19 protein-coding genes are annotated in these 20,460 nt (G+C 71.4%); 12 read left to right on the forward strand and 7 right to left on the reverse strand.

Annotation, left to right across the window (positions count from 1 at the left end; translation table 11 throughout):
• Positions 1 to 4 precede the first annotated feature (4 nt).
• Positions 5 to 472, reverse strand: coding sequence for a hypothetical protein (locus AAW13_RS37340; protein ID WP_240528850.1), 468 nt, complete (start codon positions 470 to 472; stop codon positions 5 to 7).
• A gap of 414 nt (positions 473 to 886) precedes the next feature.
• Here AAW13_RS37340 and AAW13_RS37345 point away from each other — a divergent pair, with 414 nt between their 5' ends.
• The 4 genes from AAW13_RS37345 to AAW13_RS37360 all read left to right on the forward strand — a co-directional run bounded on the left by AAW13_RS37345 (position 887) and on the right by AAW13_RS37360 (position 5,203).
• Positions 887 to 2,275 carry a glycoside hydrolase family 43 protein gene (locus AAW13_RS37345; RefSeq protein ID WP_046728912.1) on the forward strand — a complete coding sequence of 463 codons (1,389 nt, stop codon included), beginning with the start codon at positions 887 to 889 and terminating at the stop codon, positions 2,273 to 2,275.
• A 234-nt stretch (positions 2,276 to 2,509) separates the two neighbouring features.
• Positions 2,510 to 2,929, forward strand: a complete 420-nt coding sequence (locus tag AAW13_RS37350; RefSeq protein ID WP_046728911.1) for a hypothetical protein — start codon at positions 2,510 to 2,512, stop codon at positions 2,927 to 2,929.
• A 111-nt stretch (positions 2,930 to 3,040) separates the two neighbouring features.
• Positions 3,041 to 3,745, forward strand: a complete 705-nt coding sequence (locus AAW13_RS37355; protein ID WP_079179121.1) for a class F sortase — start codon at positions 3,041 to 3,043, stop codon at positions 3,743 to 3,745.
• A 102-nt stretch (positions 3,746 to 3,847) separates the two neighbouring features.
• A complete protein-coding gene (locus AAW13_RS37360; RefSeq protein ID WP_046728910.1) occupies positions 3,848 to 5,203 on the forward strand; it encodes a cytochrome P450 in 1,356 nt (451 codons plus the stop codon).
• Positions 5,204 to 5,212: 9 nt separating this feature from the next.
• Here AAW13_RS37360 and AAW13_RS37365 read toward each other — a convergent pair whose 3' ends face one another.
• The 4 genes from AAW13_RS37365 to AAW13_RS37380 form a co-directional block, all read right to left on the reverse strand.
• Entirely contained in the window at positions 5,213 to 6,220 is a 1,008-nt protein-coding gene (locus AAW13_RS37365) for a LacI family DNA-binding transcriptional regulator (RefSeq protein ID WP_071659813.1), read from the reverse strand.
• 2 nt (positions 6,221 to 6,222) lie between these two features.
• Complete coding sequence (locus AAW13_RS37370; RefSeq protein WP_240528851.1) at positions 6,223 to 7,524, reverse strand: glycoside hydrolase family 27 protein; 1,302 nt, start codon at positions 7,522 to 7,524, stop codon at positions 6,223 to 6,225.
• A gap of 17 nt (positions 7,525 to 7,541) precedes the next feature.
• Positions 7,542 to 9,065 carry an alpha-N-arabinofuranosidase gene (locus AAW13_RS37375; protein ID WP_046728909.1) on the reverse strand — a complete coding sequence of 508 codons (1,524 nt, stop codon included), beginning with the start codon at positions 9,063 to 9,065 and terminating at the stop codon, positions 7,542 to 7,544.
• A 157-nt stretch (positions 9,066 to 9,222) separates the two neighbouring features.
• Entirely contained in the window at positions 9,223 to 10,668 is a 1,446-nt protein-coding gene (locus AAW13_RS37380; protein WP_046728908.1) for a glyceraldehyde-3-phosphate dehydrogenase, read from the reverse strand.
• 176 nt (positions 10,669 to 10,844) lie between these two features.
• Here AAW13_RS37380 and AAW13_RS37385 point away from each other — a divergent pair, with 176 nt between their 5' ends.
• A complete protein-coding gene (locus AAW13_RS37385; protein ID WP_206306346.1) occupies positions 10,845 to 12,038 on the forward strand; it encodes a hypothetical protein in 1,194 nt (397 codons plus the stop codon).
• Between the two features lie 17 nt (positions 12,039 to 12,055).
• Positions 12,056 to 12,442: a LysE family transporter gene (locus AAW13_RS37390; protein ID WP_143145070.1), complete on the forward strand. Its 387-nt coding sequence runs from the start codon at positions 12,056 to 12,058 to the stop codon at positions 12,440 to 12,442.
• Positions 12,443 to 12,471: 29 nt separating this feature from the next.
• Here AAW13_RS37390 and AAW13_RS37395 read toward each other — a convergent pair whose 3' ends face one another.
• Positions 12,472 to 12,786 (reverse strand): hypothetical protein, encoded by a 315-nt coding sequence (locus AAW13_RS37395; protein ID WP_046728906.1) that lies wholly within the window; start codon positions 12,784 to 12,786, stop codon positions 12,472 to 12,474.
• 446 nt (positions 12,787 to 13,232) lie between these two features.
• Between AAW13_RS37395 and AAW13_RS37400 the strand changes: the two genes are divergently transcribed.
• The 5 genes from AAW13_RS37400 to AAW13_RS37420 are packed head-to-tail and all read left to right on the forward strand — an operon-like array spanning position 13,233 to position 18,643.
• Positions 13,233 to 14,513 carry an exo-beta-N-acetylmuramidase NamZ family protein gene (locus tag AAW13_RS37400; protein ID WP_046728905.1) on the forward strand — a complete coding sequence of 427 codons (1,281 nt, stop codon included), beginning with the start codon at positions 13,233 to 13,235 and terminating at the stop codon, positions 14,511 to 14,513.
• 29 nt (positions 14,514 to 14,542) lie between these two features.
• Entirely contained in the window at positions 14,543 to 15,526 is a 984-nt protein-coding gene (locus AAW13_RS37405) for a GNAT family N-acetyltransferase (RefSeq protein ID WP_046728904.1), read from the forward strand.
• Entirely contained in the window at positions 15,523 to 16,824 is a 1,302-nt protein-coding gene (locus AAW13_RS37410; RefSeq protein WP_046728903.1) for an extracellular solute-binding protein, read from the forward strand. Before AAW13_RS37405 ends, AAW13_RS37410 begins: the two co-directional genes overlap by 4 nt.
• Complete coding sequence (locus AAW13_RS37415) at positions 16,818 to 17,777, forward strand: carbohydrate ABC transporter permease (protein WP_046728902.1); 960 nt, start codon at positions 16,818 to 16,820, stop codon at positions 17,775 to 17,777. The genes AAW13_RS37410 and AAW13_RS37415 overlap by 7 nt, the downstream gene beginning before the upstream one ends.
• Entirely contained in the window at positions 17,774 to 18,643 is an 870-nt protein-coding gene (locus AAW13_RS37420; protein WP_046728901.1) for a carbohydrate ABC transporter permease, read from the forward strand. The genes AAW13_RS37415 and AAW13_RS37420 overlap by 4 nt, the downstream gene beginning before the upstream one ends.
• Before the next feature lie 70 nt (positions 18,644 to 18,713).
• Here the strand turns inward: AAW13_RS37420 and AAW13_RS37425 are convergent, their stop codons facing one another.
• The gene (locus AAW13_RS37425) at positions 18,714 to 19,325 is read right to left on the reverse strand and encodes a GOLPH3/VPS74 family protein (protein ID WP_046728900.1); all 612 of its coding nucleotides are present in this window, start codon (positions 19,323 to 19,325) and stop codon (positions 18,714 to 18,716) included.
• Between the two features lie 250 nt (positions 19,326 to 19,575).
• Between AAW13_RS37425 and AAW13_RS37430 the strand changes: the two genes are divergently transcribed.
• Entirely contained in the window at positions 19,576 to 20,439 is an 864-nt protein-coding gene (locus AAW13_RS37430) for a PaaX family transcriptional regulator (RefSeq protein WP_046728899.1), read from the forward strand.
• The last annotated feature ends 21 nt before the right edge of the window (positions 20,440 to 20,460 follow it).

The following is a 20,460-nucleotide window of genomic DNA, read 5'->3' on the forward strand; positions in this document are numbered from 1 at the left end:
GGTGTCAGGAACCCCAGGTGCCCTGGTCGACGGCGCAGTTCCAGCCCGTGCCGTGCAGCGCGAACCTCACCTTGTAGGTGTGGGTGTTCAGCAGATGGGTCTGCACCCGCACCCCGAGGCTGGTCTTCTTCTTCAGTGTCGCCGTGTACACGGACACCGTCTTCGACGTCCGGTGGGTGACCTTGCCGCCGGTGGCCCTGGCGGTGCCGAAGCGGATGTTGTTGACGTCCGTCACGGTGAACGTGACCTTCGTGAAGCTCTTGGTGGCGCTCTTGTTCCTGACGGCGAAGTACAGGCCGCCCTCGGTCACCCAGTGGTCCGAGTTCACGTAGAAGCGGCTCGGATAGACGATGTCGACGGGGCAGCCGGCGCTCTGCGGCACCTCGGTTCGCGCGGACGCGCCTGCGGCGAGGCCGAGTTGGGCGGCTGTGACGACGCCGACGACGGTCAGGACTCCGGCGGATGTACGCATACGGTTCACTACGGTTATTCCTCCCCCTGCGGTACTGATCGGACCATAGCGAAGAGTCCCGCCTTCCTCACCCGAAAGCAGATGGTTTTCCACCGTCAGAGTGGCCGCGCGGCTGAAGAGGCGTCATCGACCTCACCGGTCCGACGCCCACCGTGGTGAGCGCGCGCCGCTCGACCCGCGCGGCCGGCCGTCCTGTGTCTCCGGGAACAGCCAGGTCACATCGGTCTCACAGCAACGGCCTCCGGTCCGCGGCCCGCCGCCCGCACGCTCCCCGTGCTCCGGTGAGCCGAGCGAGAAACCGAGCAACTCCCTTGTTGCGCAAGCATTGACGCGCCCCACGCGTCCCTCTAGTTTCTGATCGGTTTCCCGAACCATGTCCGAAATCCCGGACACTTCCCCCCGTCTGGAGCGCACATGAACGGCACCCCCCTGTCGCGCCGTCACTTCCTCGGCATGGCCGCGACCGTCCCCCTCGCCACCGCCGGCGCCCTCACCCTCGGCGCCGGCAGCGCCCAGGCCGCCACCAACTCGGCCTACGTGATGTGCTACTTCACCGAATCCCCGGACATGCTGGCCGCCAACTACGGCCTGCACCTGGCCGTCAGCACCGACGGTCTCCAGTGGACCCCGCTCAACCAGAACGACCCCGTGGCCACCCCCACCGCGGGCTCCCTCGGCCTGCGCGACCCGTTCATCCTGCGCAAGCAGGACGGCACCTTCGTGGTCCTCGCCACCGACCTCAACGGCACCGACTGGACCTACGTCAGCCAGTACATCCACGTCTGGGACTCCACCGACCTGCGCACCTTCACCGGCTACCGGCGGGTGAAGCTGCACGACATGGACACCCACGCCTGGGCGCCCGAGGCGTTCTGGGACGCCGGGCGCGGCCAGTACGGCATCATCTACTCCGCCGTGAACTCCAGCGGCCACAACGTCATCATGATCAACTACACCGGTGACTTCGTCACCGCCGGCGACCCGCAGGTCTTCTTCGACCCGGGCTACGACGTCATCGACGGCGACCTGGCCGTGGGCGTGAACGGTGTCAACTACCTCTACTTCAAGAAGAACTCGACCCTCGTCGGCGCCCGCTCCACCTCACTCGACCCGGGCAGCTTCACCGAGTTCAGCACGGCCGTCTCGCACAACGGCACCGAGGCGCCCGAGCTGGTCAAGTCCCTCACGTCGAGCTCGACCTGGTACCTCTGGGGCGACACCTGGTCGCCGAACGGCGTGTTCTACGCCTGGGGGACCAACGACCTGTCGGCCGGCACCTGGACGGCCCTCGACCAGAAGACCTACACCCAGCCGCTCAACTCCAAGCACTGCGGCATCCAGCCCATCACCGCCACCGAGTACAGCAACCTGGTCGCCAAGTGGGGCACGCCGTCCTGGAACCGGCTGAAGTCCTACAACTACCCGGCCCGGTACGTCCGGCACAGCAACTACGTCGGACGCATCGACGAGTACGCCTTCGACCCGTACACCGACGGCATGTGGAAGCTGGTACCCGGCCTCGCCGACAGCGCCGGGGTGTCCTTCCAGTCGGTCAACTACCCGACCCGCTACCTGCGCCACTACAACTACCAGCTGCAACTGGACGTGAACGACAGCACGACCGCGTTCGCCCAGGACGCCACGTTCTACCGGACGGCCGGCCTCGCCGACTCCTCCTGGTCGTCGTTCCGGTCGTACAACTACCCGACCCGGTACATCCGCCACTCGAACTACGTCCTGCGCATCGACCCCATCTCGACCAGCACCGAGCAGGCCGACGCCACCTTCTCCGTGGGCTACTGACACGGCGGTGGGCCCGGTGGACGGCGACACGCCGACGACGGGTCCACCGCCGCCCGAATGGCGGTGCGCGCCCGCGACGGATTGACCCAGCCGGGCGGTGTTGGGCGTGTCGTCACCCCGGATGGGCGGTCCGGATGGTGCGAGGCGCGGGGCTGACTGACGGTGGTTCATGTCGGAGCCGGGTCGTATCGCTGATGGAGTGTCGGCGCCCGGCCACGGCGGAAGGACAAAGAGATGCGTTCTGCCCGCATGATCATCGCGACGACGGCAGCCACCGCCGCCCTGGCGTTCGCCGCTCCCGCAGCCCAGGCCGCGGGTTCGGGGGACCGTGACGACGGGGGCCGTGACGACTCCTCCTACAGCAGCAGCGACAGCAAGTTCGACCCCGAGACCTACAAGGGCAAGGGCGACGACGAACAGGGGGGCAAGGGCGACAAGGAAGACAGCGGGGGCAAGGGCGACAGGGGAAAGGACGAGGGCGGCGGCTCGTGGGGTGACGACGAGGGCAGCGACCGCCCGCACGGCGGTATGCACACCGGCGGCGGCGCCCTCGCCTCGCCCGGTGTCACGGCCGGCGGGCTGGCCGTGCTCGGCGTAGCGGCCTCCGGTGCCTACGCGCTGCGACGCAGGAGGGTCGCCGGGCCCGTGTCCTGATGGGCATACGAATACGGGGCCGCGGCCGCCGCCGGCGCTCCACACGCCGACGGCACCGCGGGTCCCGTCTCCGGCCCCTCCCGCTGCCGTGCTCCAGAAAGGTGACCCGCGATGGCAGCCGGCTCCTCCTCCCCGAACCCCGAGAACGCCGGGAATCCCGACGGCCGCGACGACCGCGACGGCCCGGGCACTCCGGACGAAGCCCGGCGCGGCGGACTGCTGCCCGTGTGGGGCGTGGCCGTGGTGCTGCTGGTCGTGGCGCTGGTCGGCGGACACGGCAAGGCCTCCGACGCCAGCGGCGGGGCGCCCGCCGAGCGCACCGGCACCGTTCCCTCGGCCGATCCGCAGCTGACCGGCGAGGCGCTGCCCCGGTCCGTACCGACCCGCCTGCTCATCCCGAAGATCTCCGTCGACGCCCCCTTCACCGCCCTCACCATCAGCCCCTCGGGCCAGCTCGAACCGCCGCCCGCCGACAACACCAACCTGGTCGGCTGGTACTCCAAGGGCGCCGCGCCCGGCGAGGCGGGCACCTCGATCATCGCGGGCCACGTCGACACCAAGGTCTCGGCGGCCGTCTTCGTCCGGCTGGACGAACTGGAGCGCGGCGACCGCTTCACGGTGGACCGGGCCGACGGCATCAGGGCGGACTTCGTGGTCGACGACGCGGAGACCTTCCCCAAGGACGACTTCCCCAGCGACCGCGTCTACGCGGACACCCGTCGCCCGGAGGTCCGGCTGATCACCTGCGCCGGCGACTACGACCACGACGTCAAGGACTACACGGAGAATCTGGTCGTCTTCGGCCACCTCGTCTGATATCGAACGCCTGATCGCGTGTCGGACAGCACAGATTGAGCCACGGCCTGGGATGGGCAGCCATAAGCGAGGTCATGATCGCCGTGAAGGGACATGAGTCTCATGACGCTTGTGGCGCCTCCCCCCATACCCAGAGCGGCGGGTTCGCTCCCGCTGCTGGGTCACGCCGTACAACTCGGCCGGGACAACCTGGCCTTCATCGCCGGACTCCGCGAGAACTACGGCCCGCTGGTCGAGATCACCCTCCAGCCGGGCACCCGCACCATCGTCGTACAGGACCCGGAACTCATCCGCACCATGCTGACCGACCTCGGCCCGAGCCTCGACAAGGGCCGGTTCTTCGAGAAGATGGGCCAGCTCATGGGCGACTCGGTGGTCACCGTCGCCGGACAGGAGCACGTCCGGAAACGGCGGCAGCTCCAGCCCGCTTTCGGCCGCGCCGAGATCGCCCGCTACGTCGACCTCATGCGCGGCGAGGTCGACTCCGCGGTCGACGGGTGGACGCCCGGTGCGGACCTGGACGTCCGTGAAGCCATGGTGAAACTGTCGCTCGACATGCTCGTGAAGACGGTGTTCTCGGGCAGCATCAATGCTGAAACGTTTGCGCAGCTGCGTCGCGACCTCTCCGTCGTCATGAACGGGGTAGGGGTGCGCATCATGCTGCCCGACTGGTTCGAGCGCCTTCCCCTCCCCTTCAACCGCCGTTTCGACCGCGCCCGTGACGACGCGCGCGCCACCATCAACGGGGCCATCGCCGCACTCCAGGCGGCCGGCCACGGCACCGGGGACATGCTCTCCCTGCTGATGGCCGCCACCGACGAGTCGACCGGACTGCCGCTGACCGAGGACCAGATCTGCTCGGAGATCCTCACCCTGGCCGTGGCCGGAACCGAGACCACGGCGTCCGTCCTGTCCTGGGTCCTCTACGAGGTCGCCCGCGACCCCGGGATCGAGTCCCGGGTCCTCGCCGAACTCGCCGAGGTGCTGGACGAGCGCCCGGTGTCCTTCGCGGACGTCACCCGGCTGCCCTACCTGGACCGAGTGATCAAGGAGGCGCTGCGCCTGCACCACACCGGGTGGCTGGTCACCCGTCGCACGGTCACCGAGACCCGGCTGGGCGACTGGACCCTGCCGCCCGGCACCGAACTCGCCTACTGCCAGCACGCCCTGCACCGCGACCCCGCCTTCTTCCCCGACCCCCTCACCTTCGACCCGGACCGCTGGCTGGACTCTGAACAAACGTTTCCTCAGGGGGCCTACCTGCCGTTCGGCGCCGGCAAGCACAAGTGCATCGGCGACCGTTTCGCGGTGACCGAGCTGATCACCGCCCTCGCGACCATGCTCCGGCGGGTGCGGTTCGAACTCGCGCCCGGCCGAACGGTCCGGCCGGTGGCCCGGGCGACGGTCCGGCCGCGCACCCTCGTGATGAAGGTGCGGCCGCGGGCGCAGGGAGGCTGACGAGTCGCGTCAGCCGCCCGTCGACTCCCGCACCACCAGCCGGAACGGGCCGACGAACTCCTCCCGTCCCGGCCCGGGCCCGGCCCGGTCGACGCGGGCCGCCAGCAGGGCGACCGCGCGTTCGGCCATCAGGTCGTGGTCCGGGTCGACGGTGGACAGGGACGGCACCAGGTACGCGCTCTCGTCGACGTTGTCGAAGCCGATCACTCTGACCTGCTCCGGCACCCGGATCCCGGCGTCGGCGAGCGCGCGCAGCACGCCCATGGCCACCGTGTCCGTCACACAGAACACCCCGTCGAAGTCGAGGCCGTCCGCCACCTTCCCGCGCAGGTGACGGGCCGCCTCACGCATGGTGAGCGACTCCGCCGTCACCACCAGTTCCGGGTCCGCGGCCAGTCCCGCGCCCGTCAGCGCCCGCAGGTATCCGGCGTGGCGCAGGCTCGACACGTCGACCTCGCCGTCCAGGCGTCCGCACACGAGGGCGACGCGCCGGCAGCCCCGTTCGAGCAGATGACGCGTCGCCGCTTCCGAGGCGGCCTCGTTCGGCATGGCGACGTGGTCGACGGGCCCGCCGAAGATCCGCTCGCCGAGGATCACCACCGGGTGGTCGACCTCCAGCGCCTCGACATCGGCCTGTCCCATCCCGACCGTGCACAGGATGAGGCCGTCGTAGAGCCGGTTGCGGGACAGGGACAGGGCCGCGAGTTCGTCCTCGCGGCGCGCGCCGGTCTGTTCGATGCTCACCCGCAGGCCGTGCCGGCCGGCCGCCGCGATGATGGCGGCGGCCAGCCGGCCGTAGTACGGGCGGTTGACCTCGGGGACGGCGAGGCCGATGGTCCCGGTACGGCCCTTGCGCAGGTTGCGGGCGGCGACGTTGACCCGGTAGTCGAGCCGGGTCATCGCCGCCAGGACGCGGTCCCGGGTGGCCGGGCGCACGTTGGGGTGCCCGTTGATCACGTTGGAGACGGTCATCGCCGAGACGCCGGCCGCCTTCGCCACGTCCTGGATCGTCGCCACGCTCACTCCCGTCTGCCGTCCTCGGCAAGACGATAGAGGGCGGCTCCGTGCGCGGGCAGCTCGGCGACCAGGTACCGGCCGTCGTGAGCGGTGTCGGTACGGGTCCACAGCTCGCGGACGCGGTCGCGCGGGCCGGCTCCGACCGAGCCCAGGGGCACCTCGACGCGGCGCGCCTCGTCCGCCAGGGAGAACACCGCCGCGTACCGGGTGTGCCCGTCGGTGTCCCGGGCCGTCCACAGCACCAGGTCCCGCTCCCGCAGCACCTCCCGGTTGCCGGTGCTGTGCCACAGGACGTCGAGCGCCTCGTCGTTGGAGAGCAGTTCGATCGTCTCGGGCGGGCTGGTGGGCAGGTCGCCGCCCATCATCAGCGGGGAGCGGGAGATCAGCCAGAGAGTGAGCAGGCTGATCTGCTCGGGGCGGGTGAGCAGGGACTGGCGGTCCGCGCCGCGTTCCGCGCGGATGCCGATGTGCCCGAGCGGCAGCATGTCCGCGTCCGCCCAGCCGCCCTCGCCCTGCCAGGGCGCCCAGCGCGCCATCCGCGCGAACTGCGCCTCGACGTCCTCCCAGCGGTCCCACAGGTCGTCGCAGACCCGCCACATGGTGGCGTGCTCCCGCAGATGGTCCAGCCGGGCCACCGACATGTCCGTGCCGGGGGACAGGCTCAGCTCGATCGGGCGTCCGCTGCGTTCGACGGCCCGCGCGTAGGCGGCGATCTCCCGTTCGTGGTACGGGAAGAGCATGTCGTCGGCCTTGACGAAGTCGACGCCCCACTCGGCGAACTGGGCGAGCTGGGAGTCGTAGTAGGCCTGGGCGCCGGGGTGGTCGTGGTCCAGGCCGAAGTTGTCGGAGTTCCAGGGGCACACCGAGTCGGTGTCGGCCACGTCGGCGGCGGTGAACTCCGTGCCCAGCACCGGGAGTTCCGCCTCGACCGCCCGGCGTGGGATGCCCCGCATGATGTGCACCCCGAACCGCAGGCCCATGGCGTGCACCCGGGCGGCCAGCGGTTCGAAGCCGGCCCCGTCCGCGGCGGAGGGGAACCGGTTCGGCGCGGGGAGCTGACGGCCGTACGCGTCGAGGACGAGCGGTGCGTCCGGGTTGTAGCCGTGCGCGCGGGCGGTCGGTTCGTACCACTGGATGTCCACGACCACGGTGTCCCAGCCGTGCGGGAGCAGGCGGTCGCGCATGAACGCGGCGTTGGCGAGGACCTCTTCCTCGGTGACGGTGGTGCCGTAGCAGTCCCAGCTGTTCCAGCCCATCGGCGGGCGCAGCCGGCGGGCGGGCAGCGGACGCGCGGGTCGGGTCATGTACGCACTCCTCGAGGTCAGCGCTGGTTCAGGGGGGCCTGGACGGTGGCGAACGAGTGGGGCGGGAGGGTGAGCCGCAGTCCGTCCGGGGTCACGGAGAGCCCGTCGAAGGGCCGTGGGGCGACCGTGGTCGACGCCTCCGGGGTGTTGTGGGCCTGGAGCCGGTCCGCCGTGAGGATGCGGGCGGTCGCCTCACCGAGGGCGCCACCGCGCAGGTCGAGGGTGATGTCGGCGGGTTCCTCGGCGTCGAGGTTGCTCAGCGAGATCAGGACCGTGCCGTCCTTGACGCTGGCGGAGGCCGACAGTGTGTCGAGCTCGGTGTCCCCGACGCTGCGCCGGGCGCCCTCGGCGCGCAGGTGCACCGGGAGCGAAGTGGCGTCCTGGTGGCCCTTGTTCATCTCGAAGACGTGGTAGGTCGGGGTCAGGACCAGGCTGTCGCCGTCGGTGAGCAGCATGGCCTGGAGCACGTTGACCGTCTGCGCGATGTTGGCCATGTGCAGCCGGGCCGCGTGCTTGTGGAAGATGTCGAAGTGGGCGCCCGCCACCAGCGCGTCGCGCAGGGTGTTCTGCTGGAACAGGAAGCCGGGGTTGGTGCCGGGTTCGACGTCCCACCAGGTGCCCCACTCGTCCAGGACGAGGCCGACCGTGCGGTGCGGGTCGTAGACGTCCATGACCGTGGAGTGGCCGGTGAGGATGCGGTCGATCCGGCGGGCCGACACCATCGTGCGGTAGTAGTCCTCGGTGTCGAACTCCGTGGCGCTGCCCTTGGCCTCCCAGGGGCCCGCGAGGGTGTAGTAGTGGACGGACAGGCCCTGGAAGAAGGTCTTCGGGGTGGCCTCGCAGCCGAAGCAGCTGATCTGCTGCATCAGGGTCTCGGTCCACTTGTAGTCGGCGTCGGAGGCGCCGGAGGCGATGCGGTAGAGCTTGTTGTCGCCGTGGTCGCGGCAGTAGGTGGCGTACTGGCGGGCCAGGTCGGCGGAGTACTCGGCGCGCATGTTGCCGCCGCAGCCCCAGGTCTCGTTGCCGATGCCCCAGTACTTCACCCGCCAGGGCTCCGCGCGCCCGTTCTCCTTGCGCAGCCGGACCATGGGGCTGTCGCCGTCCCGGGTGAGGTACTCCACCCACTCGCTCATCTCGCGGACCGTGCCGGAGCCGACGTTGCCGCTGATGTACGGCTCGGCGCCGAGGAGTTCGCACAGGGCCAGGAACTCGTGGGTGCCGAAGTGGTTGTTCTCCTCGACGTCGCCCCAGTGCGTGTTGACCATCCGGGGCCGCTGCTCACGCGGGCCGATGCCGTCCCGCCAGTGGTACTCGTCGGCGAAACAGCCCCCGGGCCAGCGGAGGTTGGGGATGTCGAGGGCGCGCAGCGCTTCGACGACGTCGAGCCGGATGCCGCCCTCGTGGGGGATCGGGGAGTCCTCGCCGACCCAGAAGCCGCCGTAGACGCACCGGCCCAGGTGCTCGGCGAAGTGGCCGTAGAGGTGACGGCTGATCGTCGGGCCCTCGATGTCGAGGTTGATGATCGCGGTGGCTGTGGGCACGGGGGCACTCCTGACCGGCTCGTGTTGTTCGATATGTGGAACGGCGTCCGCAAGATCGGTTGTATCGATAAAAAGCTGCCATCGGGCCGTGGGCGCGTCAAGAGCGCGGACGGCCCGGCCCCATGTCGCGGGGCCGGGCCGGAGGAGGCGGGGAGCGTCAGACCGCCGTCGCCGGGAACGTGGGGTACTCGACGCCGGACACGTACTGGACGACCCGGACCACCTGGCAGGAGTAGCCGAACTCGTTGTCGTACCAGAGGTAGAGGATCGCGTTGTCGCCCTCCACCTTGAGGGCGCCGGCGTCGACGATGGACGCGTGACGCGAGCCGATGAAGTCGCTGGAGACCGCGTCCGGGGCGGTGATGAAGTCGATCTGGCGCTTGAGCGGCGAGGTCAGCGACACCTCGCGGAGGTAGTCGAGGACCTCCTCGCGGGACGCCTCCCGGGCCAGCTGGAGGTTGAGGATGGCGATCGACACGTCCGGCACCGGGACCCGGATCGAGCTGCCGGTGATGCGTGCCTTGAGGTCGGGCAGCGCCTTCGCGACGGCGGAGGCGGCACCCGTCTCGGTGATCACCATGTTGAGCGGCGCGGACCGGCCGCGACGCTCCGACTTGTGGTAGTTGTCCAGCAGGTTCTGGTCGTTGGTGAACGAGTGGACCGTCTCCACATGGCCGCGCAGCACCCCGTACTCGTCGGCCATCGCCTTCAGTGGCGGCACGATCGCGTTGGTGGTGCAGGACGCGCAGGACAGGATCTGCTCGTCCGGCTTCACGGTGTCGTGGTTGACGCCGTGCACGATGTTCGGGACGTCGCCCTTGCCGGGCGCGGTCAGGACGACCTTCTCGATGCCCGGGCGCAGGTGGTTCGACAGGCCCTCGCGGTCCCGCCACCTGCCCGTGTTGTCGATGAGGATCGCGTCCCGGATGCCGTACTCCGTGTAGTCCACGGCGGACGGGTCGTCGGCGTAGATCACCTTGATCTCGTTGCCGTTGGCGAGGATCGTGCTGTTCTCCTCGTCCACCGTGATCGTGCCCTGGAACTGGCCGTGGATCGAGTCCCGGCGCAGCAGCGAGGCGCGCTTGACGATGTCCTCGCCACCGGCGCCGCGCACCACGATGGCCCGCAGCCGCAGGCCGTTGCCGGAGCCGGACTTCTCGATCAGCAGCCGGGCGACCAGACGGCCGATGCGGCCGAAGCCGTACAGGACGACATCGCGGGGCTCGCGCCGCTCGATCTTGTCGGCGCCGGTGGCGCCGGCGACCGCCTCCGCGGTGAACTCCGCCACCGTCCGGCCGCGGTCGTCACCCTTGTAGGTGGCCGCGAGCATGCCGATGTCGATCTGGGACGGCCCGAGGTCGAGCGTGGTGAGCGCCTGGAGGAAGGGCATGGTCTCGGTGACCGAGAGCTCGGCCCCGTCGATCTGGCGGGCGAAGCGGTGGGTCTTGAGGATGCTGACCACCGACTTGTTCACCAGGGAGCGGCTGTGGAGGAGGACCGTCACGTCCCGCTCCCGGTGCAGCTTCCCGATGAGCGGGATCATCGACTCCGCGATCTCCTCGCGGTTCTTCCAGTTGGTGAACGAGTCGTCGTTGACAGTCACAGACCTGAATCTCTCGATCGAGCTGGGTGGCGCTCATATGGTAAACAGACCGATGAATGATCGATCAAGGGGGTCCGGGTGTGACGCGGGTCGCCCGGGTCTGAACGGGTGCGGAAGACCGTGAGAAACCTCCGTGTCGCGTTGCGCCGTCGCGCATTCCTGCCGATGGTCGGAGCGTGAGCACGTCCTCCGTCCCACGGCCCGGCCCCGTGGCACAGCCGGGCCCCGCCCGCCCCGCATCCCCGCGCCGGACCCTGTCCGGACCGGGACCCGCCCTCGCGCTCTTCGTGGCCGTCCGGCTCGCCGGAGTCGCCGCCGTCGCCCTGGCCGACCACGCCACGGGACGCCCCCTCTTCCGGAGCCTCGCGCACGCCTGGGACGCCCGCTGGTACCAGCACATCGCCGTCCACGGCTACGGCGACCTGATCGAGATCACGCGCAGGGGAGCCGTGCAGACCGACTGGGCGTTCTTCCCGTTGTACCCCGGGCTCATCCGCGCCCTGGTCACGGTCGTGCCGGTGACCCCAGGCAAGGCGGCCCTGCTCGTCGCCGGTACCGCGGCCGTCGTGTCGGCGTGGGGCGTCCACCGCGTCGGCGACCTCCTGTACGGCCGGGGTGTCGCCACCGCCCTCGTCGTCCTGTGGGCCGTACTGCCCCAGTCGGTCGAACTGACCATCGCCTACACCGAGTCACTCTTCTGCGCGCTCGCGGCCTGGTCCCTGTACAGCGTCCTGAAGGGCCGCTGGCTGTGGGCCGGCTCGCTGGCCGCGCTGGCGGGGCTGTCCCGGCCCACCGGCTTCGCGGTCGCGGCGGCCGTCATCGCCGCCGGCGCGCACGAGGCGGTACGGCGACGAGGGCACGTCCCCTGGCGGCTGTGGGCCGGGTGCCTGGCGGCCCCGCTCGGCTGGCTCGGTTACGTCCTGTGGGTGGGGCACCGGACCGGCGACCTGCTGCACGGCTACTTCGAGGTGCAGCAGGCGTGGAACTCCCGGTTCGACTTCGGGGAGGGGGCCTGGAAGTTCGTGAAGAGCCTGCTGTTGCACGGCGGCGGCTTCGTCTACGCCGCGGACCTGGTGATCGTGGCGTCCGGCGTCCTGCTGTTCGGCCTGCTCTGCCTGGACCGGGCACCGCTGCCCCTGGTGGTCTTCGCGGGGGTGCTCATCCTGGTGGTCGTGGGCGGCTCGGGCTCCTTCTCCTCGAAACCGCGCTTCCTGCTGCCCGCGTTCCCCCTGCTGATCCCGCTCGCCCGCGCCCTGGTCAGGAGCCGGCGCCCGCGACCGGCCCAGGCCGCCCTCGTCGTCGGCGCGCTCACCGCCGTGTCGCTGCTCTTCGGCGCCTACGTGATGACGGTGGCCCGCGCACCCCTGTGAGGGCCGCGGCCGACTCGGTGAGCGGCCGTCACCGCTGTGCGGCCCAGGTGGCGCGCAGCCCGGCCACCATGGCGGGCAACGCCACCGGCCTGCTCGTCTGGTCGACCGCCGCCGCGGTGGGCCTGTCGGCGGTGCTCCTCGCCGACAGGCACGCCTCCCTCGCCGTACGCCTCGTGGGCGGCGCGGTGCTGCCGGTGCTGGGGATCAACACCCTACGGGCGGCGGCGAAGCGGCCCGCAGGTGCCGGTGCCGGTGCCCCGACGCCGGTTTCGATGCCGGTCCGGGTCCGGGTCCGGCGGCTCCGGGCCGTACCGGACTACGGGGCGCGTACGGCGCGGGCGGGCCTGGCGACCACCCTGGGCAATCCGAAGGCGGGGGTCCTCGCGGTGGCCGGGGCGGTGTGATCCCGCCGGCCACCGCAACGGCGGCGCCGCTAGCGGGGGTTGAAGATCACGCTGGCGAAGTGGACGCTGCCGGACGCCGAGTGGCCGGGGGCGAGCCGGTGCGAGGCGCCCTTGCACTTCGGCTTGGCGTAGACGACGAGCGCCTTCTTGGTGGCGTTCTGCGGGCCACGCGCCTCCTGCGCCATGCCGAGGCACTTGCGGTCCGGCGGGTTCTGGATGGCGTACGCCTTGCCCTTCGGCCCCACCCAGACGAAGGTCCCTTGGGCGGCGGCCGCCGGGCCCATGGTGAGGACGCTGAGGGCGAGCCCGCCGAGGGCGACGGCGAGCGGACGACAGAGGCGCATCGTGATGTCCTTCGTGAGCGGTGACAACGGAAAAGCGCTGCCATCACACACCGCCACCGCGTCCGGACGGCCGGGCGACACGGAGACGTCCCACGTGCGGGCGACTCCTGTCGGCGTGTCGGGACGCCTGTTGCCGCCCGGCCGGAGGTTCACACCAGCGCCACGACCACGGCGACCGCGACGGTGAGTGCCGACAGGCCGACCATCGCGGTCCGCCAGGTGAAGCGGGGGGTGTCACAGAGGCGCATGTCTGCTTCAACGTCCCTGGCCCGCGGGGGAGTCGGCACCGGCAGGCGTGTCACACCATCGGGGCAATCGGTGTCCGGAGGAGACCCGCCCCCTCAGACCCCCGGACCCGTCGGCGATTCACTGCGCGAATTACGGGACGTAAGGGTAAATTCCCGACCACTGCTGAAGCGGGACGTCACCGGCGGACGGGGCAAGGGATGAACACGCACGACCGCGGCGCGGTGACGACCGGGATCGCACGACTGCACGCGACGCCCGCGCTGGCCGGGTCCGGCCGGTTCGGGCTGGTCACCAACCACACCGGAGTCCTGCCCGATCTCCGTCCCGCCGCGCCCGCGCTGCTCGCCGCCGGAGTGCCGCTGGTCGCCCTGTTCGGTCCGGAACACGGACTGTACGGAACCGGTCAGGCAGGCGAGAGCGAGACCGTCCGGTGGGACCCGGACACCGCACTGCCGGTGTACGACACCTACGGGCGCGCCGGGGAACGCCTCGACAAACTGCTGATCGACAGCGGTGTGGACACCCTCGTGTACGACCTCCAGGACATCGGGGCCAGGTACTACACCTACGTGTGGACCATGTTCGACCTGATGGCCGCGGCGGCCCGTACGGGCGTCCGGTTCGTCGTCGCCGACCGGCCGAACCCGCTCGGCGGACTCGTCAGCGAGGGCCCCCTGCTCGAACCCGGCTGGTCCAGCTTCGTCGGGCGCGCCCCCGTGCCCGTCCGGCACGGCCTCACCTGCGGTGAACTCGCCCGGCATCTCAACGCGGCGGCGGTGCCCCGTGCCGCGGGCGGCGCCGTCGACCTGACGGTGATCGAGGCCCTGGGCTGGCGGCGCGCCATGACCGCGGAGGCCACCGGTTCGGCCTGGGTGGCGCCCTCTCCCAACATCCCGACGCCCACCACCGCTCTCGTCTATCCCGGTACCTGCCTCTTCGAGGGGACGAACCTCTCGGAGGGGCGGGGCACCACACAGCCCTTCGAGATCGTCGGTGCCCCGTACCTGGACCGGCGGTTCGCGCCCGCCCTGGCCGAACTCGCCCTGCCCGGCGTGCACTTCCGTGACCTGCGGTTCGTACCGGCCTCCCATGGGCACGCCGGACGGCAACTGCGCGGGGTCCAGCTGCACATCACCGACCGCGAGACGTTCATGCCGGTACGCACCGCCGTAGCGATGCTCGCCACCCTCCGGCGGCTGTACCCGGACGACTTCGCCTGGCGCCCGGCGGACGGCGGGGGGCCCGGTGCCGACGAGCTCGACGTCGGCGAGCGTGATGCCGGCAGGCCCGGTGCCGACGAGTTCGACGCCGGCGGGCCCGATGCCGATGCGTGCGGTCGCCGTCGCTTCATCGACCTGCTGTGGGGGTCCGACCGGTTGCGGCGTGCCGTCGACGCGGGCGACGACCCGCTGCCGCTGTGCGCGCCGCCCGCCCCGCCCGCCCGGTGGGCCGGTGACGACGTGCTGCTCTACCCCTGAGATCCCCGCTCCGGAAGGACGACCCGGCCATGACCGACGGCACGACGACGACATCCCGCGCCGGGATCCGCGGCTTCCGGTCGGGCGACGGCCCGCGGCTGGTGGCGGCGTGGGCCCGGAGCGCGCCCGCCGACCCCGTCACCCCGGACCGCTTCCGCTCCCTGGTGCTGCTCGACCCCAACTTCGATCCGGACGGCCTGCGGGTCGCCGTCGACGGTGACCGGGTCGTCGGCGCCGCCTACGCGGTGCGCCGGCTGACCCCGATGGCCGGCACCGACGTGGAGCCGGAGCAGGGCTGGATCCCGTTCTTCTTCGTCGCCCCGGACCACCGCCGCCGGGGTCTCGGCCGCCGGCTGCTGACCGAGGCCCTGGACTGGCTGGCCGGTCACGGCCGTACCCGGGTGGACTTCTCCTCGTACACCCCGAACTACGTCTTCCCCGGGCTGGACGCCGAGGCCTACCCGGAGGCGGCCGGGCTCCTCGGTTCGCTGGGCTTTCGCACGCTGTACGAGGCGGCCGCGATGGACCGCACCCTGGTCGGCTACCGCATGCCGGACGACGTCGTGCGGCGCGTGCGTGAACTGACCGCGCGCGGGCACCGGTTCGCGACCCCCACCGACGACGACCTGGTGGACCTCCTCGGCCTCGCCGGCAGCCGCTTCGGTCCGGACTGGGCCTGCACCATCCGGGCGTGCCTGACGGCCGGCACCCCACTCGACCGGATCGTCACCGCCCGGGACCCCGACGGCCGCATGGTCGGCTGGGCGATGCACGGCGCGTTCGACGCGGTGGACGAGCGGTTCGGCCCCATCGGGGTGCTGGAGGAGATGCGCGGCACCGGACTCGGCGAAGTCCTCCTGCACCTGGTCCTGGAACGGATGCGGGCCCGCCGGGCACACTCCGCGTGGTTCCTGTGGACCGGCGCGCAGTCCCCGGCCGGCCACCTCTACCGCAAGACCGGCTTCACCACGACCCGGGTGTTCCAGGTGATGCGCCGGGAAGCGGCCCGGTGACCCGGACACCGCGCCGCCGCCACGTCGCGCTCGCGCTTCCCTCGGCGCTGCTCGCGGCCGGTTGCGCCGCACCCTCCCGGGGCACCGGAAGGACCGGCGACCCGATCGTCCTCACCCTGCTCTCGCACTACGCGAGCGGCGCGCTCAAGGAGGCGCTGCGCGGACCTGTGGACGAGTGGAACACCACCCACGACCGGGTCAAGGTGGCCACGAAGGCCGTGGAGTTCACCGACCTGCTGACCACGGTCATGGTCCGGCAGGCCGCGGGCCAGGGCGCCGACCTCCTGCACCCGTACTGCCTGTGGAACGGCCAGCTCGTCCGGGCCGGCGTGCTGCGGCCCGCGCCCGCCCCGCACGCCGCCGAGATCAGACGCGGTTACGGGGCCGCCGCGGTCGGCTCGGCCTCGGTGGACGGCACGGTCTACGGCTACCCCACCGAACTCCAGACGTACGCCCTCTACTACAACAAACGGCTGCTGCGCGAGGCCGGCGTCGGCGGACCGCCGCGTACCTGGCGGGAGCTGGAGGACACGGCCTACCGCACGGCCCGGCGGGACCGGTACGGCAACACGCTGGTCCAGGGGTTCGGCCTGTCGGCCTTCGACGACTCCACCACCGTCGGGCAGACCCTCGCGCTGCTCAGCACCGCCGGCGGACGGTTCGTCTCGCCGGACGGCAGGCGGACCGACCTCGACTCGGCGGCCGGCCGGGCCGTGTTCGACCTGGAGCGGCGCCTCGTCGCCAGGGGCGCCAGCGACCCCGGCGTCAACGTCTACAGCGCGTTCGCGTCCGGGCAGGTGGCCATGGTGATCAGCGCCGGCTGGTGGACGGCCGACCTGAAGTCCCTGATGGGCCGTGCCTACCGCGATGTCGGGGTGGTACCCGTGCCGCTCCCCGAGGCGGGCGGCGAACGGGCCACCCTCGCGACCGGGTTCATGCTGGGCGTCAACACCGCGGCCCGGCATCCCCGCGAGGCCTGGGAGTTCCTGCGCTGGCTCAACACCGACAAGGTGCGCGGCACGACCCGGATGAGCGCCCTTCAGGTGTCGGTCGGCTCCCTGACCGGCCGCGCCGACGACATGCGGACCCTGCTCGGGGCGGGCGCCGACCCCAACCTGCGGCCGTTCCTGGACGCGCTCGGGTACGCGGTGCCGGAGCCGAACATGCCGGGCGCGCAGCAGGCCAAGTCGCTGCTGCGCAAGAACATCGAGGCGCTGTGGACCGGCCGGCAGTCGGTCGACGAGGCGCTGCGCACCACCCGCCGCCAGGTCGACCAGGAGGTGGCCCGGTCATGGTGAACGCCACCCTGACACCGGAGACGACCCGGCGGGCGGCGCCCGGCGCGCCCGCCACCGGCATCCACGGCCGGGACCGCCGCGGCCGTCGGCAGGCCGTCGTCGCCTACCTGTTCCTGGCACCGGCACTGCTGTTCTTCGCCGTCTTCCTGGTCCTCCCACTGGGCTTCGCGGTGCTGCTGTCGACGTCCCGGTGGGCCGGGTTCGACCTCGGCGACATCCAGCCGGTCGGACTCGACAACTTCGCCGCCCTGTTCGCCGACGGCTCCACGTTCCTGACGCCGGTCCTCACCAACACGCTGCTGTTCGCGCTCGGCACCGTGGCCCTCGCGCTCGCCGGCTCCGTGCTCGTCGCCACCTGCATCGACAACCTGCGGTTCCAGGGGCTGTGGCGCACCCTGTACTTCCTGCCGATCGTCACGACCGTGGTCGCCGTCGGCAACGTCTGGAAGTACATGTACGAGCCGGGCGGTCTGGTCAACGGCGTCCTCAACGCGCTCGGGTTCGGCTCCGTGGCGTTCCTCCAGGACCCGGACACCGCGCTGCCCTCGGTCGTCGTCGTGCAGGCCTGGGCCTCGGTCGGTTCGGCGATCCTCGTCCTGACCGCGGGACTGAAGTCCATCCCCGAGACGTACTACGAGGCCGCCGCCCTCGACGGCGCCGGCCCCGGCACCGTCTTCCTCAGGATCACGCTGCCCCTGCTGCGGCCGTCCCTGGTGTTCGTGTGTGTCACCCAGTTCCTCACCGGTCTCCAGTCGTTCGCGCTCATCATCGTGATGACCAAGGGCGGACCGGGCGACGCGACCGAGGTGGCGGCGCTGGAGATGTACCGGCAGGCCTTCTCCTACGGCGACTGGGGCACCGCGAGCGCCGCCGCCTTCGTGCTGTTCGCCGTCGTCCTCACGGTCACGCTGGCGCAGCTGTGGTTCTTCCGGCGCAGAGGAGAGGACGTATGAACCGCCGCCGTTTCCCGTGGCTGTCGTACCTGCTGGTGGTCACCGGGGCGGTGCTGACGGTGGTGCCGTTCGCCGACATGGTGATGACGTCCTTCAAGGGGCCGGCCGAGGCGGGCACGCTGCCGTACCGGTTCCTGCCCAGGGCGTTCGACCTGTCCAACTACCGGGCGGCCGTCCACCAGCTCGACCTGCCGGTGCTCTTCCGCAACAGCGTCGTGGCCACGGCCCTGATCACCGGCTCGGTGCTGCTCACGTCCTCGCTGGCCGGCTACGCGCTCGCCAAACTCCGCTTCCCCGGCCGGGACCTCGTCTTCCGTCTGGTGCTGTCGACGATGATGTTCCCGCCGTTCCTCTTCTTCATCCCGCACTTCCTGATCCTGGTGCACTGGCCGCTGGCGGGCGGCAACGACCTGCTCGGGCGCGGCGGCGCGGGACTCACCGTCAGCATCGTGGCGCTCGCCATGCCGTTCCTGGTCAGCAGCTTCGGGATCTTCCTGACCCGGCAGTTCATGATCTCGATCCCGGACGAGGTCCTGGAGGCCGCCCGCATCGACGGAGCGGGCGAGTTCACCGTGTGGTGGCGGATCGTCGTCCCGCAGACCAGGCCGGTCCTGCTCACGCTCGGCCTGCTGACCTTCGTCGACGCCTGGAACGAGTACATCTGGGCGCTGCTCGTCTCCACCGCCGACCCGGACGTGATGACCCTGCCCGTCGGCATCCAGCTCCTCCAGGACTACGTCGACCCGACCCGCACGATGCCCATCGTGATGGCCGGTCTCGTCCTGAGCACCCTGCCGATCCTGACCCTCTTCCTGCTGCTCCAGAAGCACTACATCAGGGGCGTGATGCTCAGCGGCCTCAAGTGAGGGCGTCCCCGGACCGAAGGGAGGCCGGGATCCCCGGCCTCCCGCGCGGACCGCGTCCGGGCGGCGACCGTCACAGGCCCCGCCAGACGTTGTCGAAGGCCGCGTCCTCGATCTCGCGCCGCTGGCGCACGGCGGCGAGCTCCGTCACCGCGTCGTTCACGGCGGCCACCACCGTCACGGTCGCGTCGGGGGCCACCCCCGCCAGGTCCTTGGCCGCCTCGTCCCGGACCCCCACGGCGGCCGCGAGGGCGGCCAGCACGGGCTCGCCCGAGGTCCAGCGCTCGTGCGCCCCGGCCCGCTCGGGAGAGTCGGACGGCTCGGTCCGCCCGGTCGGCAGCGGCAGCCAGCGCCGCCGCGGCTGCCGGGCCACCACCGTGCCGTCCGCCTCCAGGGCGTCCAGATAGGCGGCGCCCAGGCCACGCCCCCGGCGCCACAGCCAGTCCTCCACCGACTCGTAAGGAGCCTCCCGCTTCAGCGCCGCCGCCGCCTCGTCCAGGAGCCGGTCTCCCGTCGCGCCCTGCGGAGCGGGCACCAGGAGGTCGCCGTCGAGCGTGACCGCCCCGGCGTCGATGAGATCGACCAGTTCGGCTCCCGCCAGTGCCAGCGAGAGGTCGCCCTGCTCGACGGGCCGGGCGGCCGCGTCGTACACGGTGACGAGGAACAGGTCCCGGGGTGTGGTCATGTCGGGCTCCCCAACTGTGACGGCAGAGACAACGCAGGCACCAGAACTACCAGAGACTTGGGTGACAACCGTGGCACGGCCGGATTCGATGCCCGATCGGCCGCCCCGTGGTGCTCCGTCCGCCGGCCGCACCACCGCCGGTGGCGTCCCGCCGGGCGCGATAGGCTGCTGCGCGATCAGAAGACCCCGAAGGCTCCGGAAGGGTTCCGAAGGGTCCGCGTGGGGTCACGACGACCGGAGGTGGGGGAACATGACAGCGGAAGCCGATTCCCCGTCGCCCGCCGCCGTCGGCACCGGCGGGCGGGACAGCCGGCTGGGCCCGTTGATCATCAGCCTCTTCGCGCTGTACGCGCGCCGTGAGCACAACTGGCTCTCCGTCGCCTCCGTCATACGTCTCATGGCCGACCTCGGCGTGGAGGGACAGGCCGTGCGCTCCGCCGTCTCCCGCCTGAAGCGGCGCGGGGTGCTGCACGGCGAGCGGCACGAAGGCGCCGCCGGGTACGCCCTCTCCGCGGGCACCCTGGAGGTGCTGGAGGAGGGCGACGTCCGGATCTTCGAACGGCACCGGGCCGCGGCCGGCGACGGCTGGCTCGTCGTCGTCTTCTCGGTGCCCGAGTCCGAACGCGACAAGCGCCACGCCCTGCGCACCGCCCTCACCCGGCTGGGCTTCGGCACCGCGGCCCCCGGGGTGTGGGTGGCCCCGGGGATCCTCGCCGACGAGACCCGCCGCACCCTGCGACGCCTCGAACTGACGCCGTACGTGGACATCTTCACCGGCGACCACTTCGCCTTCGGCGACCTGGCGGCGAAGGTCCGCGAGTGGTGGGACCTCGACGAGCTCACCGCGCTCTACGCGGACTTCCTGGACCGTTACCGCCAGGTCAGTGAGCGGGCCGCGAGGGGCGCGATCCCTCCGCGGGAGGCGTTCGGGATCTACCTGCCGATGCTCACCGAATGGCGCAGGCTCCCGTACCGCGACCCCGGGCTGCCGCTGACCCTGCTGCCGCCGGGCTGGAAGGGCGAGACCGCCGGCGCGCTCTTCGAGGAACTCGACAAGACGCTCAGCGAGCCCGCCCGCGAGCACGCCCTGGCGGTCATCCGCACCACCCCCTAGGCGCCACGCACCCGCGCACGC

It is taken from the genome of Streptomyces humi (assembly GCF_001005085.2).
GTDB lineage: Bacteria > Actinomycetota > Actinomycetes > Streptomycetales > Streptomycetaceae > Streptomyces > Streptomyces humi.

What these genes read in the sequence shown, in the direction of transcription:
- AAW13_RS37340 (WP_240528850.1), bottom strand. Translation starts at nt 472, where the DNA reads ATGCGTACATCCGCCGGAGTCCTGACCGTCGTCGGCGTCGTCACAGCC.
- AAW13_RS37345 (WP_046728912.1), top strand. Translation starts at nt 887, where the DNA reads ATGAACGGCACCCCCCTGTCGCGCCGTCACTTCCTCGGCATGGCCGCG.
- AAW13_RS37350 (WP_046728911.1), top strand. Translation starts at nt 2,510, where the DNA reads ATGCGTTCTGCCCGCATGATCATCGCGACGACGGCAGCCACCGCCGCC.
- AAW13_RS37355 (WP_079179121.1), top strand. Translation starts at nt 3,041, where the DNA reads ATGGCAGCCGGCTCCTCCTCCCCGAACCCCGAGAACGCCGGGAATCCC.
- AAW13_RS37360 (WP_046728910.1), top strand. Translation starts at nt 3,848, where the DNA reads ATGACGCTTGTGGCGCCTCCCCCCATACCCAGAGCGGCGGGTTCGCTC.
- AAW13_RS37370 (WP_240528851.1), bottom strand. Translation starts at nt 7,524, where the DNA reads ATGACCCGACCCGCGCGTCCGCTGCCCGCCCGCCGGCTGCGCCCGCCG.
- AAW13_RS37395 (WP_046728906.1), bottom strand. Translation starts at nt 12,786, where the DNA reads ATGCGCCTCTGTCGTCCGCTCGCCGTCGCCCTCGGCGGGCTCGCCCTC.
- AAW13_RS37400 (WP_046728905.1), top strand. Translation starts at nt 13,233, where the DNA reads ATGAACACGCACGACCGCGGCGCGGTGACGACCGGGATCGCACGACTG.
- AAW13_RS37405 (WP_046728904.1), top strand. Translation starts at nt 14,543, where the DNA reads ATGACCGACGGCACGACGACGACATCCCGCGCCGGGATCCGCGGCTTC.
- AAW13_RS37415 (WP_046728902.1), top strand. Translation starts at nt 16,818, where the DNA reads ATGGTGAACGCCACCCTGACACCGGAGACGACCCGGCGGGCGGCGCCC.
- AAW13_RS37420 (WP_046728901.1), top strand. Translation starts at nt 17,774, where the DNA reads ATGAACCGCCGCCGTTTCCCGTGGCTGTCGTACCTGCTGGTGGTCACC.
- AAW13_RS37425 (WP_046728900.1), bottom strand. Translation starts at nt 19,325, where the DNA reads ATGACCACACCCCGGGACCTGTTCCTCGTCACCGTGTACGACGCGGCC.
- AAW13_RS37430 (WP_046728899.1), top strand. Translation starts at nt 19,576, where the DNA reads ATGACAGCGGAAGCCGATTCCCCGTCGCCCGCCGCCGTCGGCACCGGC.